Raw genomic sequence first — 16555 nt, 5'->3', positions numbered from 1 at the left:
ATAACCGATCTAGGACAGAAGCTCGCGCAGGCGTGCTTCGGTCTTCTTCAGCCTCTTCGCCACCGCTGGTTGAGATATGCCCAATACGCGAGCGATCTGGGATTGGGTATAGCCGTGCATATGAATGCCAAACACCACCAGGCGATCCTTCGGGTCGAGGCTCGCCAAGGCCTCACGCACCATCTCTGCAGTCGCCCAGGAATCCGCAGGGTCCTCGCCCTCATGAGACACGGCAACGTCAACGACGGACAGCTCATCATCGTCGTCCCTTGCAGATACGGACCGATAGGTGGTGTTACGAAGGTGCTGCTTGGCGTTGTTGTAGTCGTGCTTACTCAGCTCGTCACAGATCTCATGAATGCTGCGACGCTCTACCTGTCCTGGATCTGCCGCTTCCTGGCGGCGCAGTTCGAGATCACGCTCCACCATGATCTCGGCCTTGTCAGCAGTAATGAAATACGTCGCGCTGCTAGTGGGATAGCGTTCACTAACTCCTTCTGTTCGCTCGAACCTGAGCTGGATCTTGATAGTTTTCGGCTCGGTAGCCATTGAGGGGGAATCCCTTCCGTGAAGGGAGACCCGCGTGTGCGCGTCAAGTTCGAAGACGAGTGGCTAAGCGCAGAAAGGCGGACCCCGCGACCAACCCCGGTTGCCAGGGGGTGGTCGCAGGTATCCGCCAAGCGCTTAGCGAGTCTCCGTATGAACTTGTTTTCGGTTGACGACCAGGCCGTACGCTTCCCGATCAAGACACCTGGCCAGTCGCACGGCTTGCACGCTCGTGTTGAGCCGCAATTTGTCGGCGGCTCACGGTACGATGTGAAGAACGTCTTCACGTTCGCGGTGACCGCGGCTGGCCGTGGTATCTGGTTAAAACCCTAGAAATCGGGGTCTACCAGGCCGTGAGAAAGCGTGAGGCGAATCTGTGAGGAACCGTGAGGCTTTTTGGCAAGGAGGGCGATGAAGTTCTTTGAACTGGCTAAATGCCTCGAGCCTGCTGTGCCCGGAGGGCTTTCGCGTGCCCCGTATATGCGTGAACTGATCTCGATGTTCACCACCGTCACCGAAGACGAATGGGACACCCACCGAGACCCATCGACACTGCCGTCAGATTCGGTTCTCGAGTCGATGACATCCCGCGATTCGGCATTCTCCAAAAAGCTTGCCAATGCGATCTGCGCTCGCCTCGACATCAACGCCTTCATCGAGCGCCTTTACGAGTTGGATCTGGCTACCCAGGAACTCATCGCCCAGAACATCGCCGCCCACGACGAACACGTAGATTTGAAACACTTCGCCTACGACGTCGCAAAGCTGCTCGTCGGCACCCTCCACGACAAAGCCGGGCTCTCCGACAAGACCGCCACGGTGCTCAAGCGGGGTAAAATCCACGCTGCGCTCACCAAGAACCGTGACTTACTTCTGACGCGCTCACGTGGCTGCGCCACTTGCGGCACGCCGCTTCGGACCCGGTCTCACGATTCCTCACAGGTCTCCTACGACATCGTCTTTCTCGACGACGCCACCGAGCCTTTTAGCGCGGATCACTTCGCTGTCATGTGCAAGCCGTGTGCGGAACGTTTCAACCTCGCCCACACTGACGCCGAGATTGCCGAGCTACGCGCCCACAACCGAGCACTCACCGCAGCAGAAAGCGTCGACGAGGGTCTTGCTCCGCTCGGGCTGGACCGCAAGATCAGCCAGTTGCTCGCTGTCATCAACCAATTGCCTTTCGAAGAGGCGGTCCGCGACACGGATTACAGCGTGATGACGTTGCAACAGAAGATCGACGACATGGCACTGCTACGCCTGTGTTTCGATGCGATGGCCACTTACGAGCCAGTCGTCCGCAACACCGCCAAGGCCCTCGAAGCTCAAGGGGACTTCAAGTTTTCGAAGATGCGCCGTCAGATTCAATCGGCGTGGGACGTCTTGGACGACAGCGGCATGAGCCAGTACGACATCTGGCAGCGCCTAACCGCATGGATCCACGAGCACACCGAGGTTGACCGGTACGCGTGCGGGGTTGTCGTGGCGTTCATGATCCAGATCTGCGACCTGTTCACACCAAGGCAAGTGACGGTGAGCGCATGATCCGACTCCCGAACAAGCTCTACCGCTTCAACGAAACCGTCCTCGCCGATTTCGTCACCATCATGCGCAGCCTCGATACTGCGCCCATGAGCGTCGCCGAACTTCACGACCGCCTCGAGGGGCAGATGGCGACCGAGGACATGATCGACGCCCTCACACTGCTGCTCACGCTCGGCACCCTCAGCCTCGATACCGACCAAGGGGTGATCGCTCGTGCTCACTAGACTCTGGTCCCCAGCCTTCAAACACCACGGTGAGAAACGGCCGGTGATTGAGTTCCATGCCGGGCTGAACATCATCGAAGGCGCAGACGGGGCGCAAAACTCGATCGGCAAGTCCACCGTTCTGCAAATCATCGACTTCGTCTACGGTGGCCGCGATTTCTTGAGCTCGGATGCGGTCACGATGGCCACGGCGGTACGACACCACATCATCTATTTCACGCTGCGCATCCACGGCACTAACCACCACTTCTCCCGCGACACCTCACGTCCCGGATTCGTCGCCACCTACCAAGACCCCGGCTGGACTATCCCCGGCGACGAGATGTCGATCGATAAGTACATGGGTTTCCTGCTCACCTCCTACGGACTCGACGAGGCGGGCACCACGTGGCGCGACCTGGTGGGCCGATTCTCCCGCGTCGATGAATCCGGGATTGCGATGCTCGACAAGCCCCTCGCCGCAGCCCCACGAGAGAGCGACACCAGCGGCGCGGCAGCGCTACTACGGTTGTTTGGTGCGTATGCGGAAATAGAGGAAATCCAGGACCGATACGCAAGAGTGCGCCGCGAGGTCGATGCGCTCGATGCGATGGCGAAGGGCCAGTACTCCAACTACATCAAACTCACCAAAAAGACCGACCGCGACCAGGCAGAGCGTGAGCTCGCTGAAGCGAAGGCTGAGGCAACGCGTGTCCATCGACAGGCCGATCTTGACCTGTTCGATGCCGACCGCAAGGCCCGCCAAGAACAACAGCTCCTCCGCGCCCAGCTGCGGCCCTTGACTGAGCAACTCGACCAGCTGACAGGGAAGCTGGCGATCGTGGAAGCCACCCTCGCTGGTCGCACTCGCATCACCACCGATGATCTCGAAGAGTTCTACACCTACTTCCCCCATGCAAACCGCGAGCACCTGGAAACCGTCGAGTACTACCACCATGCTCTCACCGGCATTCTCGAAGAACAGCTCACCGAACAACGCCGCCTCTACACCACGCAGGTCGAGGCCCTGAAGCGGGAAATCCGGGCACAGCAAGCAAGGATCGTCTCGCTCGGCGAATCCGTGCAACTCGATGATGAAACCTACCAACGCTCCCTCGAACTGCACACGAAGATCACCCAGCTTGACGAGCAGATCCGCACCTTCGACCACAACCAGAAGCTCAAAGAAGAACGCAAAGCCCTCAAGAAGGAGATCGAGGAAAGCATCCCCGCTACGCTCGGTGAACTCACCACGCAGATCAACGCCGAGATGCGAGACGTGATGGACGCCTTGTATCCAAGCGAACCACGGACGGCCCCGATCTTCACCTTCAAAGCCGTCACCAAAGGCGTCTCCTACACCTTCGACCACAACGGCGACACCGGCTCCGGTGCGAAATTCAATCACCTCGTTGCTCTCGACATCGCCGTCTTGCGCTCCACACCGTTGCCGTTCCTCATCCACGACTCAGCCATCATCAAACTGATTGCATTCGCTCCCGTCGCGGAACTCCTTGCCGTCTACACCAACACCGCAAACCTCACCAGCAGAGCGGGCGAGCCGAAGCAAGTGTTCTTCTCCTTCGACGCCACCAAGGCTTACGGCACCAAGGCCGAAGAACGCGTCGCCCCAGCCCAAGTCATCCATCTCGGCGAAGGCGCCGCGGCCCTCTACGGCTTCACCTGGAACACCGAAACCGACTCTGACAGCCCGCAGGCCAGCGAAGGATACCTGGAGCAATGAAGATCACCTTCAAACCACTGTGGAAACTCCTCATCGACCGCGACATGACCAAAGAAGACCTCCGACTCGCCACCGGCCTGTCCGCAGCCACCATCGCCAAGATGGGCAAAGACGGCAATGTCACTACAGAGGTTCTTGCCAGGATCTGTACCGAACTGAACTGCAACCTCGAACAAATCGCCTCGATCGCCCCAGCCAGCCACGACGAGAAAGGCGAGCGCGATGAGTAGAGGACTGACATCCGCCGGTCTCTACCTGGAGAAACGGGCAATGGGAATGCGCCCACGCAGCCCGGCACCGGAGCCGACCAATCAGACAGCATTCAGCGGCAGTACCGCCGCAGGCACCCCGACTTTCACGAACCCATGGAGCAAGCAATGACCGAAGAACTTAACGAAGTCTCAAGTACTACCCCTGACTTCACCACGGAAGCCGCATCCCAGCTCGCTGAACTCTTTCCTGAGGTTGTAGCCGATGGAAAGATTAATCTCGACACTCTCAAGACGATTCTCGACATAGATGTCGAGGAAGGTCGGGAGCGATTCGGTCTGACATAGCCGGGCAAGCGCGATGCAATTCGCGCCGCCCAAACGCCCACCACCGCAACCTTGATGCCAGACAAGGAGAACTCAGTCAACTGGGACACCACCCAGAACGCCTTCATCGAGGGTGACAACCTCGAAGTGCTCAAGATCCTCCAAAAGCACTACTACGGGCAGATCAAGATGATCTACATCGACCCGCCGTACAACACCGGCAACGACTTCGTCTACGCCGACGACTACGCCGACTCCATCGGCAACTACCTCGAACTCACCGGCCAAATCGACGAAAGCGGCAAGCTCTCCACCAACTCCGAATCCGCCGGACGCTTCCACTCCAACTGGCTAAACATGATGTACCCACGCCTCAAACTTGCGCGAAATCTCTTGAAGAATGACGGCGTGATCTTCATCAGCATTGACGATAATGAGCAAACCGCGCTAAGGACACTTTGCGATCAAGTATTTGGCGAAAGCAACTATGTGAATACGTTTGCTTGGGTAAGCAACCCTAAGGGTCGACAGATTTCAGCCAATGGTGCCGCAATCACGAAAGAGTACATACTCTGCTATGCGAGAGATCGACGATTTGCCCCCGAGTTTGATGTGCGAATTAACTTAGTAAAGCCATTGATGCCGGAAACATACAAAGGATTCGACTATGAGCTCAATTCCGACGAGCTCGGCCCCTTTATTGTCAAGAACGAGCTTTACAATTCAAATTCAAAATTCAATGAAGAGACTCGCCCCAATCTAGTATTTGACATCTACTACGACCCCAACAGCGGAGAAGTGAGAACTGCAGACAGAAGCGAGGTTCACCTATACCCGGGATTCGTGAAAATACCACCAAAGAAGAACAATAACGGAACTCATAACTACCATGCTTTTCGCTGGAGTCGCGAAAAGATTGCTGAGGAAGGTAGTGAGCTCTACTTTCGCGAGGCTGGTGATGGCAAGTGGCGTGTCTACACCAAAGTGCGCTCCATCGATCAGACGATCCTGAAGGACACAATTACTGGCCTAACAACAACAACCGGCGCAAATGATCTAGAAAGTGTCGGCATACCTAAGACTTACTTTGATCACCCTAAGCCTGTAAAACTGATCCAGGTTCTCCTTGAAGCGTCCGGGGTGAAGTCTGGCGACACAGTTTTGGACTTTTTTGCTGGATCCGCGACCACAGCGCACGCCGTGTTTGCGTCAAATGCCGAAACAGGTGACCACCGCTCTTGTATTTTAGTTCAGCTCCCAGAACTAACTGACGCACAATCCGACGCTCACAGAGCAGGATACGAAACAATTTCTCGGATTTCTCGTGAGCGTATCCGTCTAGCGGGCAAGAAGATCCTTGAGGAAGAAGGTTCAAAGCTTGACGGCCGCACAGACACGCTGGATATTGGTTTCCGTGCCTACAAGCTCGTGGACACGAATTTCACGAAGTGGAAGGCAGACTCAGGTCTCTCCGAAGATGACCTGGTTGGTTTGTTCGCAGATCTTGCTGATTCGGCTGCTGATCATGCCCGCCCCGAGGCGCTGCTGACTGAGGTGTTGTTGAAGCTGGGATTCTCGCTGACAGAGAAGATCGAAACTGTGGACGTTGAGGGTCTCACTGTGTTCAGTGTCGCCGATGGCCTCGTGATGGCCTATCTCGATGAGCACACGCAGCCGACTCTGGATCAGCTACGTGCACTGGTCGCGAAAGAGCCCGAGCGGCTCGTGACCCTCGAGGATGCGTTCCAGGGCAATGATGAGCTGAAGACGAATCTGGTGCAGGAGTGCCGCACCCGCAATGTTGATCTGTGGACGGCGTAAGGCGAGGACTGAGTGATGCGTTTTCAGTTTGATCCCCGGCAGCCCTACCAGACCAGCGCCATCGAGGCTGTCACGGATCTGTTCGATGGGCAGCCTGCCGATGCCGACCAGCTCTTGACGAGCTTGCAACATCTTCCGCCCCAGCAGTCCCTGGACCTGCCGGACTTTGGCAACCAGGAAGCTTTCGACATCTTCGAAGAGATCGGCGCATATGGCAACAACCTCGTCCTAGACGAGGACACGATCGTGGAGAATCTGCGCCGGGTGCAGGACCGCAACGGCCTGGAGATCAACAAGGGCCTGGTTGATGGTTCGCAGTTCGACATCGAGATGGAAACCGGCACCGGCAAGACCTACGTGTACCTGCGTACCGCGTTCGAGTTGGCGTCGAAGTACAAGTTCCACAAGTACATCATTTTGGTGCCGTCGGTCGCGATCCGTGAGGGCGTGAAGACGAGCATCGAGTTGATGCGCGAGCACTTCCGCCACTTGTACCCGCAAATCAACATGGATTACAGCGTTTACTCCGGTGACCGAGCTGAGGACGTACGGGATTTTGCCACGGCCACGTCGCTGCAGTTCCTGGTGATGACGATCGACTCGATCAAAGGCGACAAAAACACCCGCATCATCCACCAGATGCGCGACAAGCTCTCAGGACTGCGGCCTCTGGACTTCTTGCAGGCGACACGTCCGATCGTCATCATGGACGAGCCGCAAAACATGGAGTCCCAGCTCTCCCAGTCCGCCGTCGCCGACCTAAACCCGCTGTGCACACTGCGCTACTCGGCAACCCACCGGACCACTCGCAACGTGGTGTACCGGCTCGATCCGCTGGATGCGCACCGGCTGGAGTTGGTGAAGAAGATCGTCGTCTCCGACGCCCTGGAGATGGGCAGCGCGGCGAAGCCGTATGTGAAGTTGCTGGAGGTCAAGCGCGACCCGTCGTTCAAAGCAAGCCTGGAGTTGATCTGCCGTAAGAAAGATGGCTCGTATGCCAAACGGAAGGTCTCCGCCACCCAGGGTGCCGATCTGGAGCGACTTTCTGGTGGTAATCCGGCGTATGAGGGGAATTGGCGGATCAACGAGATCAGCATCCAACCCGAGCAAATCGAGCTCACCAACCACGGATATCTGCGGGTGGGTGAGGCGATTGGCGATAACCAGGACGCTGTGTTCCGGGAGATGATCCGCGAAACCATCCGTGAGCACATCCGCAAGGAGACCCAGGTTCACGAGCACGGTATCAAAGTGCTGTCGCTATTCTTCATCGACAAGGTCGCCTCCTACCTCGGAGAGGGCATCAACAACCTCGATGCACGCGGCCCGTTCGCCGAGGCCTTCGACGCGATCTATGTCGAGGAGCGAGCGAAGAACCCGGCCTCGCACGCGTTCCTGCCCGAGGATCCGGTGGAGGTGCGCTCGGGGTACTTCGCGCAGATGAAGGCCGGGAAGGGTAAGAACGCCCAGCTCACGTTCAAGGACACGACAGGTAAGACGAAGGCCGATGATGACGCTTACGAGCTGATCATGAAGGACAAGTCTCGCTTGCTCAGTATGGATGAGCCGGTACGGTTCATCTTCTCCCACTCCGCTTTACGTAAGGGGTGGGATAACCCGAACGTGTTCCAGATCTGCACGCTGCGCGACATGTCGACCGAGACCGAGCGCCGCCAGACTATCGGACGCGGCCTGCGCCTGCCCGTGAACCAGGATGGTGAGCGGATCAAGGATGCGGGCACCGCACAACTCACTGTCGTGGCGAACGAGTCCTACAAGGCATTCGCGTCCGCGCTGCAAGATGAGTACAAGCAGGCTGGTGTGGCGATCGGATACGTGCGTCGGACCGAGTTCGCTGCGTTGCCTGTTGTTGATGAGGTCACTGGTAAGGAGATGCGGTTGGGGACGAAGCGCTCTGGCGAGATCTGGGAGTCGCTCCACAGCCAGGGTTACATCAACGCCGCAGGTGAGGTGATGGGCACGTGGGTGCCAGACCAGCTGGGCTTCACCGTAAACCTTCCTGAAGAGTTCGCGGTTTACGAGGAAGACGTCATCCGGATCGTCGATGGCTGCAAGATCGAAACGATTATCAAGCAGAAGCGCAAGCGCCAGCCCCGCACCCTCAACAAGCAGGTCTACGCCACCCCCGAGTTCGAAGAGTTCTGGGAAGCAATCACCGCGCGCACCACCTACCGGGTCGCCCTCAACCGAGCGGACCTCATCAGCCGAAGTGTGGCGAGTATTCAGCAGGCGCCGCAGATCGATCCGATCCGTATCCAGGTCACCCGCACGGGGCTTGAGATCACGCGTGGCGGCCCGAAGGGCACGGAACTGGGCTCCCGGTCCACCGTGCTCACGGGCTCCTACCCACTGCCGGACATCATCAGCCAGCTGCAGGAGGCGACCTCACTGACCAGGAAGACGATCATCGAGATCCTGATCGGCTCCGGCCGTATCGGAGATTTCCTCACGAACCCGAATGCTTTCATCAAGATGGTCACCGAGCGCATCGAGACCGAGCTCGCCCACACCCTCATCGATGGGATCCAGTATGAGCCGATCGGCGGCTCCATCTACGAGCTGCGCGAACTCCAGGCCGATGGGCTGGAGGAGAAGGATCGTTTCATCGACCAGCTGTACAAGGTCACGAACAAAGAGAAGACGGACTTCGACTACCTCGTGCTCGACTCGGCAGTGGAGCGACAGTTCGCCCAATACCTGGATGGGCGTGAGGACATCAAGTTGTTCATGAAACTGCCCGACAAGTTCCGAGTGCCTACACCGGTGGGTGATTACAACCCGGACTGGGCGATCATCAAGGTTGAGGACGGCACCGAGCACCTGTACCTGGTGAGGGAAACGAAGTCGAGCCAGGACCCGGCGAAGCGCCGCCCGAACGAGAACGCGAAGATCAAGGCCGCGATGAAGCACTTCGCCGCGATCGGCGTGGATTATGCGGTGTCGGCCCCTGAACGGTGGGAAATCTAAGGGGAGCGACCTAGCGTGCAGTATGTGAGTGACTATCAGGCCAAGCTCTACGCCCACGAGCTCGACCGCTCCTATGCCTCCGACCATGTCGGCAAGCTCGCTGGGCTGCTGTTCGATGCGCAGGTGGAGCCCAAGCCCCACCAGGTCGACGCCGCCCTGTTCGCCCTCCAAACCCCGTTCTTGGACGGGGTGATCCTTGCCGACGAGGTCGGGCTTGGTAAAACGATCAAGGCCGGAATCGTCATCTCCCAATACTGGGCACAGCGCAACCGGCGCATCCTCATCATCGCGCCATCGTCGCTGCGCCAGCAGTGGAAGCAGGAACTCGACGAAAAATTCGCCCTCCCTGCAAGCCTGCTCGACCGCACCAACATCGACGAGTTGACCGGTCCTGGCGCGAAGGATCAGATCCTGATCTGCTCGTATGAGTTCGCGAACTCGCAGACTACGAAGATGATCCGTACCTGGGATCTCGTGGTCTGCGATGAAGCCCACCGCCTGCGCTCCCACTGGACCGGGCAAGCCAAGATCGCTGCAAACGTCGCCCGCATCTGCCGCGCCGCCTCGAACACCGTCATGCTCACCGCGACGCCGCTGCAGAACCGGCTCGAGGAACTCTACGGGCTGGTCTCGGTGTTCGCGCCGGACTACTTCCATTCTCTCGAGGCATTCAAGGAACGCTACCTGGACAACCCTGACGGGGTCGGTAACGACGACCTCGCCCAGCGGGTCGCGATGGTGGCGAAACGGACGCTTCGCAAGGATGCGGATAAGTACATTCGCTTCACCGAGCGCATGCCGCTGACCGTCGCGTTTACCCCGAGCGATGCCGAGATCGAGCTGTACGACAAGATCAACGAGTACCTGCAGCGGCCGTTTCTGTGGGCGTTCGCGAAATCCCAACGCCACCTGTCCGCGCTGATCATGCGCAAACGCCTCGGCTCCTCCTCCTACGCCGTCGCCTCCACTCTGGAGCGCACCGCAGACCGCCTCGAAGCGGAAGTCCGCGCCGGACGCCGACGCAACGACGCCGGTGGTTTCGTCGGTGACCCAGATGTCACCAGCGAGCTGCGGGAAGAAGCAGAAAACACCCCGGTCACCTCTGAGGTTATTGACCCGGAGCAGCGCCAGGCGATGCTCAGCGAAGTCGAAGAGCTGCGCGAGTTCGCGGCGCTTGCCCGTTCCATTACTGTCAACCAGAAGGCTGTGAAGCTGGTTGATGCGCTCGAACAGGGCTTTGCGAAGCTGCGCGAGATTGGTGCGCCGGAGAAAGCGATCATTTTCACCGACTCCACCGTCACCCAGGACTACCTCGCCCGATCCCTCACCGAGGCCGGATGGGGCGAAGGCCTCGTCTTGTTCAACGGCACCAATACCAGCCCGGAAGCCAACTCGATTTACAAGCGGTGGCTCGAGGAGAACGAGGGCGGTGATCTTGTCACAGGTATTCCTGCTGCGGACCGGCGTAAAGCCCTCGTGGATGAGTTCCGTGAACGCGGTCGGCTCATGATCGCGACCGAGGCTGCCGCCGAAGGTATCAACCTGCAGTTCTGCTCGATGCTGGTCAACTATGACCTGCCGTGGAACCCGCAACGCATCAAGCAGCGCATTGGCCGCGTGCACCGCTTCGGGCAGAAACACAACGTCGTGGTCGTCAACTTCTCCAACAAGGGCAACCTCGCCGAAGAGCGCATCTTGGAGCTACTCACGGAGAAGTTCGAGTTGTTTACCTCCGTGTTCGGCGCCTCCGACGAGGTTCTCGGCCAGATCGAAGACGGCCTGGATTTCGAGAAGAACATCGCCCACATCCTTGACAACTGCAAGACCTCTGCCGAGATCGATGCCGCTTTTACTGCGCTCGAAGCGAAGTATGCGAAGCAGATCAATCGGGAGATGAAGAAGACCCGCGCCAAGGTGTTCGACAACCTCGACCCGAAGGTGCGTGACAAGCTCAAGTCCTACGACGCCCAAACCGGCGTCGTCCTCAACGCCTTCGAGCGCCTCCTCATCGAAGTCACGCGCCACGAGCTGGGCAACATCGCCACCTTTAACGAGACCGGCACCCAATTCACCCTCAAGGACGCCCCAGAAGAGGGCATCCCGACCGGCGAGTACTACTTCAAGTCCGAGCCGCGCAAAGGCGCACACCAATACCGGTATGCCAGTGAGCTATGTGCGTGGGTGATCGAGCATGCGAAAAACCACGACACTCCACCGGCCCACCTCACGTTTCAGGTCAAAGGCTCCGAACGCGCCACGACGGTCGCGAAGCGGCTCAAGAAGAAGTCCGGGCGGTTGCGGATCGAGGAAGCTACCTTCACCATGAAGGCAGGCAAGCAACAACTGCGCGAGTCCTACCTGCTGAGCGCCGGGTTCATTGACGATGGCACCCCGATGGACCATGAACAGGTCCGCGACCTCCTCGACCTCGCCTGCACCAACATCACCGCAGGTGCGGTTGACGACGCCGGGTTCGAGGACGCCCTCGACGCTCAACGCGCTGAGCTTGGGCAAGACGTGGAGGGTCGCAACGCTGGGTTTTTCCTCCAGCAGGAAGAACTCATCGAGGCAGCCCGTCTGGACCACAAAGCGAAGTTTGACGCGAAGATCCGCGAATACCAAGCCAAAGAGACCACTGCGAAAAAGGCCGCCCGCAAGGCGACCAGCGCCACCGAAGAGCTCAAGCTCAAGCAAGAAGCCCGCCAGTGGCGACGCAAGATCGACGACGCCGAGGATGAATACCGCACCGAACGCAACCGGCTGCGCGACGAGTCCGAGGAGTACCTCGACAGCGCCCGCGATGCCCTTAATGCCAGCGAGAACCGTCGCGAACTGTTCACCATCACCTGGGAGGTGATCTGACGATGTGTGTCGTTGAGAAAGGTGCGACTGATGGCTAGACCGTACGTGTCACACAAGAAGCTCTGCGACAATTCACGCGCCGCGATGCTCGCCGCGATCGAGGTCTACAACAAGCCGCAGACAACGTACCGGGAGCAGGTTGTCACCGTCTTGGTCGTCAATGCGTGGGAACTCATTCTAAAGGCGGCATTGCGAAAATCCCGGAAGAATATCTTCTACAAGAAGAAGCGCGGAGAGGACTACAGATCCTTCTCTCTCGAGCGCTGCCTAGCCGACATGGAAGCATTCCATTTGTGGCCAGACACCGTGGACGGGGACGGCGTACGCGCCAACCTGCACGTTCTTACCGATTACCGAAATAAGACCATTCACCTATACGTCTCCGAGGACCTGGGCACGATCCTCTACATGTTCCTGCAGCAGAGCATCATCAATTACCGGGACTTCGTGCTTACGGTCTTTGGCAAGGACCTAGCGGACGACATCACGTGGACATTGCTACCGCTAGCTGCCACCACGCCCAGCGAAATGGTCAGATCACTGCGGGTGGACGGAGATGGCGGATCTACACAAGTCGTAGAGGAGTTCATCGGCGACCTACGCCGGATCATCGCCGAGGCGGAAGACCTTGGAGCTGATATGGGTCGCATCGCAGTGGTGCAGGAATACAACATGCAGTCAGGCAAGAAAATCAGTCGCGCTGACTTCCAAGTCGCTATCAACTCCGACGCCACTGCCACAGTTGTACAGCGGAAAACCGACCCCAATGAAACGCACCCGTACTCAGCAACAGAACTGATCGACCGAGTGAACCGTTCTAGGAAGGTCGGAAGGAAGCTAACTAGCCATGACCTGACCTGCATGGCCTGGAAGTACCAGCTGCGTGAGGACGGCACGTACGTCTGGCGAGGCAAACACAACCAAACCTGCGTTTGGTCGGGAGCCGCGCTGAGCTTTCTGAAGAACAAAACCGATGAAGAATACGAGCAAGTACGCGAGGAATACAAGAACTACCTGCGGGAGAAACGACACGGGAAGAAGTAGGGCGAACACCCCCTGATACATTTTGACGCCACGGCTTCCAGTGCTCCTGGTGGGTACAAATGGTGCCGTAGCTCAGGCGGAAGACGCCCGAACGCCCCTGTCATTACTACCGCGAGAATGCTCGCGAGCAGCACACGGATTCCCTAGATCCTGCCTTCCAGCAGGTTTTAAGCGGCTAACGCGTACTCGCACACACCGTTATCTCGTATCAATAGCGACAACCAACGTTTGCCGACAATGACCCTGATCGGGGTGGCAAGCTGGGTCTCGATCCGAGCATTGTTGGCCGGGATGAGGCTGGTGTCGGCTTTGTCCCCGTCCTCACTGATCTGGAAGGTATCGGTCAATGTGGCACCACCAAAAGGCTGGTAGGCAACCTTCGCCGCCTCGACACCCTACTGTTCAGCCAGCAGGGACTGGTAAGTGGTCTCGACGTTGACGCAGGCAATGTAGTAGGCAAGCAACATGATCTCGTTGCACCACAGCTCGCCCGCATGTCCGTCGACGCCATATTTGCGCTCCAAATCCGCCGGATCGATAATCCCCGATTGCAAGAGCCGGACGATGAACGTTCCAGCGCCGGTGAATGGGTCGAGGACGTGAACCCCCTTGTCAGTAAGGCCGAAGCCGAACTGCTCATGGCATATCTGATCGGCGGCACGCAAAATGAAGTCGACCACCTCGACCGGGGTGTAGACGACTCCGAGGCTAGCGGCCTGAGTGGGGAAGGACTTCTTGAAGAAATCCTCGTAGAGCCGGTGGATAACCGTCTGCCGACCCGCCGGACTCTCGACCGTTGATGCGGAGCGACGCACCGAGGCGTAGAAACCGGCCAGCGCGTCAGTCTCGGCCTGCAGCCCCTGCCCCTCCAGGGCAGTGATCATGCGTTGCATACTCACCGATACCGGGTTGGTGTGCGCAAAGCTGCCGGTGGGAAATAGCGCGTCGAACACCGGTTGGGTGATGAGGTGCTGGGACAGCATGTCAATCGCACCGTCGACGGTGATGGAGTCGTTAATTGTGGCCTGCAACCCGGAGAGAAAGGTGTCGAACTCACCAGCCAGCGGACCATCGGTGGCGCGGGCCTGCGCCAAGATACTCGTGATGCGGGTGACCTGGTTGGAATGGATGTGAACGACATCGTCGGCCCAGGAATCCCAGTAGTCGCGCTCGCCGACCTTCTTGACGATCCGCGCGAGGATCGCGTCACGCATCTGGCTTTGGAACAGCATCGGCTGGATGGCAGCCCGCGAGCCGTTGGTGTCGTGACCGGTGTCGGGAGCGGTGCCGCCGAAGACACTGATGCCGATTTTGCCCTTGGTGTCCTTGTCCAGATCGATGGAGTTGATCATCGCGTTGAACCGGTCGTCATGGGCGCGTAGGGCATTGAGGACGTCCCAGACCACTTTGAATCGTTTGTTGTTGTTCAGGGCTTTCTCAGGTGATTCGCTGGAATCGATCGCAACTGGGAGGATGACGTAGCCGTAGTCTTTGCCGGGGGCCTTCCGCATGACGCGGCCCACCGACTGCACGACGTCTACCAGGCTGTTGCGCGGTGCCAGGAACAATACGGCGTCCAGGGCAGGCACGCCGACGCCCTCCGACAGGCAGCGGGCGTTGGACAGGATGCGGCACTCTCCTTCCGGGATGGGTGCCTTGAGCCAGGCGATTTCGTTACCACGATCGAGGGCGTTCATCGTGCCGTCGACGTGGTGCGACGCCACCTCCAGTGCAGGGGTGTCGAGGCCGCCATCAGCCGAGAGGGCCTCCGTGACCTGCGGGAACGTGGCGGCGAAGGCCTTGGATGCCTTGATGCTTTGGGCAAATGCGACTGCACGCTGCATCGGCACCGGGTGGGGCCCGAAGTCCATATCGGTTGTGCGCTTGGCTAGACCGTTCCAGCAACCGATGATCCGGGCGGCATCGTCCAAACCGATCTCGCCGGTCTCATCAGCAATCTGGGACTGGAAGGTGTCGGCAATTGCCGCGTTCTCTACGCACAGGATCATGACCTTGTAGTCGGCAAGCAGATTACGCTCTACGGCCTCCCCGAAACCCAAGCGGTGGAATTCGGGGCCGTAGAGGGACTCGTCATCCATCGAAGCCAGCACGACGGAGTTTTCCTCGGCCTTCTTCTTTGCCTCCTGACCATAGATGCGAGGAGTCGCCGTCATGTACAGCCGCTTGGCGGCTGGCAGATAGGTGTTGTCGTGCACCTTGACGAAAGCGGACTCGTCCTGGCCGCCGACAAGGGAGGCACCGGTGGTTCGATGGGCCTCGTCACACAAGATGAGGTCGAACTGCTCACCCGAGATGCGCTGGGCCTGGGCGACGACGTCGATGGACTGATAGGTGGAGAACACCACAATCATCTGCTTGCCCCGGCGGCCACCGACCGCCATCTGTTCGGCAAGCCGGGCCGCGTCCGTGGTGGGGATGGGGATGTCGTGGGTGGTGATGTCCTCGGCCTTCCTGGAAGCCCGGGTGTCGGAGCAAACCACCATGGGCCGGATAGTCGTCTGGGACTGGGCCATCCATTCCTGCAGGGTCTGAGAAACCAGGGCGATGGAGGGGGCCAGGAAGAGTACCTTGAGCCGACCGCCATTCTCGGCGCACATCTGTTCTGCAAGCTTCAGTGAGGTGAACGTCTTGCCCGTACCGCAGGCGCTGATCCACTTGCCTCGGTCGTGGGTCTGGAATCCCTCGTGGATCTTGGCGAGGGCCTCCTTCTGGTGGGGACGCAGCCCGTAACGCACAGCTCGTCGTGGCTCGAAGTTCAGGCTGTCGCGGGACTGCTGCATCCAGTCGATGGGGGACTCGGCGATCTCGGTCAGGCCGATGCGCTGGACGGGGATGGACTGATCCTCGAGCGCTTTCTCTGCGTGTGTCGACCACTGATCCGTGGCTGAGATAATGATGCGGTTAGTGAACCATACGTGGTCCCATGCCTTACCCGACGCCGTGAAGAACGAGTCAATGTCTTGCTTCTGTAAAGCGTGGCCAGGGTCATAGAACTTGCACTGGATCGCTGTCCACTCACCAGTGGAGCGATTACGGGCCACTAAGTCGATACCAGAGTCGTGGGTGTTCTCGTTGTGGACCCATTGGGGCCAGGTGCGTACCTCGTCATATTCGGATGACAGCGTCGGGTCCGTCGTCTGGAAGTAAGACACCATGAGGTCCTCAAAGCGCGCCCCCCGCCGCGCCGCCGAAGGCTCTTGCCGGAACTGCTCAATAACATGATGGACAGTAGTTCGAGTAGCCAC

The 16555-nt window shown here is 58.8% G+C and carries 12 protein-coding genes; 9 read left to right on the top strand and 3 right to left on the bottom strand.

The features are described 5' to 3' along the window. Window positions 1-9: 9 nt before the first annotated feature. The gene (locus ACUCCZ_RS03645; protein ID WP_435918041.1) at window positions 10-549 is read right to left on the bottom strand and encodes a sigma-70 family RNA polymerase sigma factor; all 540 of its coding nucleotides are present in this window, start codon (window positions 547-549) and stop codon (window positions 10-12) included. 408 nt (window positions 550-957) lie between these two features. Here ACUCCZ_RS03645 and ACUCCZ_RS03640 point away from each other — a divergent pair, with 408 nt between their 5' ends. The 9 genes from ACUCCZ_RS03640 to ACUCCZ_RS03600 all read left to right on the top strand — a co-directional run bounded on the left by ACUCCZ_RS03640 (window position 958) and on the right by ACUCCZ_RS03600 (window position 13289). Further along, entirely contained in the window at window positions 958-2091 is a 1134-nt protein-coding gene (locus ACUCCZ_RS03640) for an ABC-three component system protein (RefSeq protein WP_435918042.1), read from the top strand. Then, window positions 2088-2315: an ABC-three component system middle component 7 gene (locus tag ACUCCZ_RS03635; RefSeq protein WP_003853191.1), complete on the top strand. Its 228-nt coding sequence runs from the start codon at window positions 2088-2090 to the stop codon at window positions 2313-2315. Before ACUCCZ_RS03640 ends, ACUCCZ_RS03635 begins: the two co-directional genes overlap by 4 nt. 43 nt (window positions 2316-2358) lie before the next feature. Continuing rightward, window positions 2359-4038 carry a DUF2326 domain-containing protein gene (locus ACUCCZ_RS03630; RefSeq protein WP_435918043.1) on the top strand — a complete coding sequence of 560 codons (1680 nt, stop codon included), beginning with the start codon at window positions 2359-2361 and terminating at the stop codon, window positions 4036-4038. Then, entirely contained in the window at window positions 4035-4268 is a 234-nt protein-coding gene (locus tag ACUCCZ_RS03625; RefSeq protein ID WP_435918044.1) for a helix-turn-helix domain-containing protein, read from the top strand. The genes ACUCCZ_RS03630 and ACUCCZ_RS03625 overlap by 4 nt, the downstream gene beginning before the upstream one ends. A gap of 147 nt (window positions 4269-4415) precedes the next feature. Further along, window positions 4416-4595, top strand: coding sequence for a hypothetical protein (locus tag ACUCCZ_RS03620; RefSeq protein WP_435918045.1), 180 nt, complete (start codon window positions 4416-4418; stop codon window positions 4593-4595). Window positions 4596-4649: 54 nt separating this feature from the next. Then, window positions 4650-6395, top strand: a complete 1746-nt coding sequence (locus ACUCCZ_RS03615) for a site-specific DNA-methyltransferase (RefSeq protein WP_435918046.1) — start codon at window positions 4650-4652, stop codon at window positions 6393-6395. Window positions 6396-6725: 330 nt separating this feature from the next. After that, window positions 6726-9383 carry a restriction endonuclease gene (locus tag ACUCCZ_RS03610; RefSeq protein WP_462981547.1) on the top strand — a complete coding sequence of 886 codons (2658 nt, stop codon included), beginning with the start codon at window positions 6726-6728 and terminating at the stop codon, window positions 9381-9383. A gap of 123 nt (window positions 9384-9506) precedes the next feature. Then, the gene (locus ACUCCZ_RS03605; RefSeq protein ID WP_435918048.1) at window positions 9507-12245 is read left to right on the top strand and encodes an SNF2-related protein; all 2739 of its coding nucleotides are present in this window, start codon (window positions 9507-9509) and stop codon (window positions 12243-12245) included. Window positions 12246-12290: 45 nt separating this feature from the next. Then, window positions 12291-13289, top strand: coding sequence for a DUF3644 domain-containing protein (locus ACUCCZ_RS03600; RefSeq protein WP_435918049.1), 999 nt, complete (start codon window positions 12291-12293; stop codon window positions 13287-13289). Between the two features lie 167 nt (window positions 13290-13456). Here ACUCCZ_RS03600 and ACUCCZ_RS03595 read toward each other — a convergent pair whose 3' ends face one another. Further along, window positions 13457-13636 carry a hypothetical protein gene (locus tag ACUCCZ_RS03595; protein ID WP_435918050.1) on the bottom strand — a complete coding sequence of 60 codons (180 nt, stop codon included), beginning with the start codon at window positions 13634-13636 and terminating at the stop codon, window positions 13457-13459. Window positions 13637-13684: 48 nt separating this feature from the next. Beyond that, on the bottom strand, window positions 13685-16555 hold the full coding sequence (locus ACUCCZ_RS03590) for a restriction endonuclease (RefSeq protein ID WP_435918051.1): 2871 nt from the start codon (window positions 16553-16555) through the stop codon (window positions 13685-13687).

It is taken from the genome of Cutibacterium nasicola, assembly GCF_052654715.2.
The sequence above is the reverse complement of the archived record's forward strand: the minus strand, read 5'-3'. Positions and strand labels throughout refer to the sequence as shown.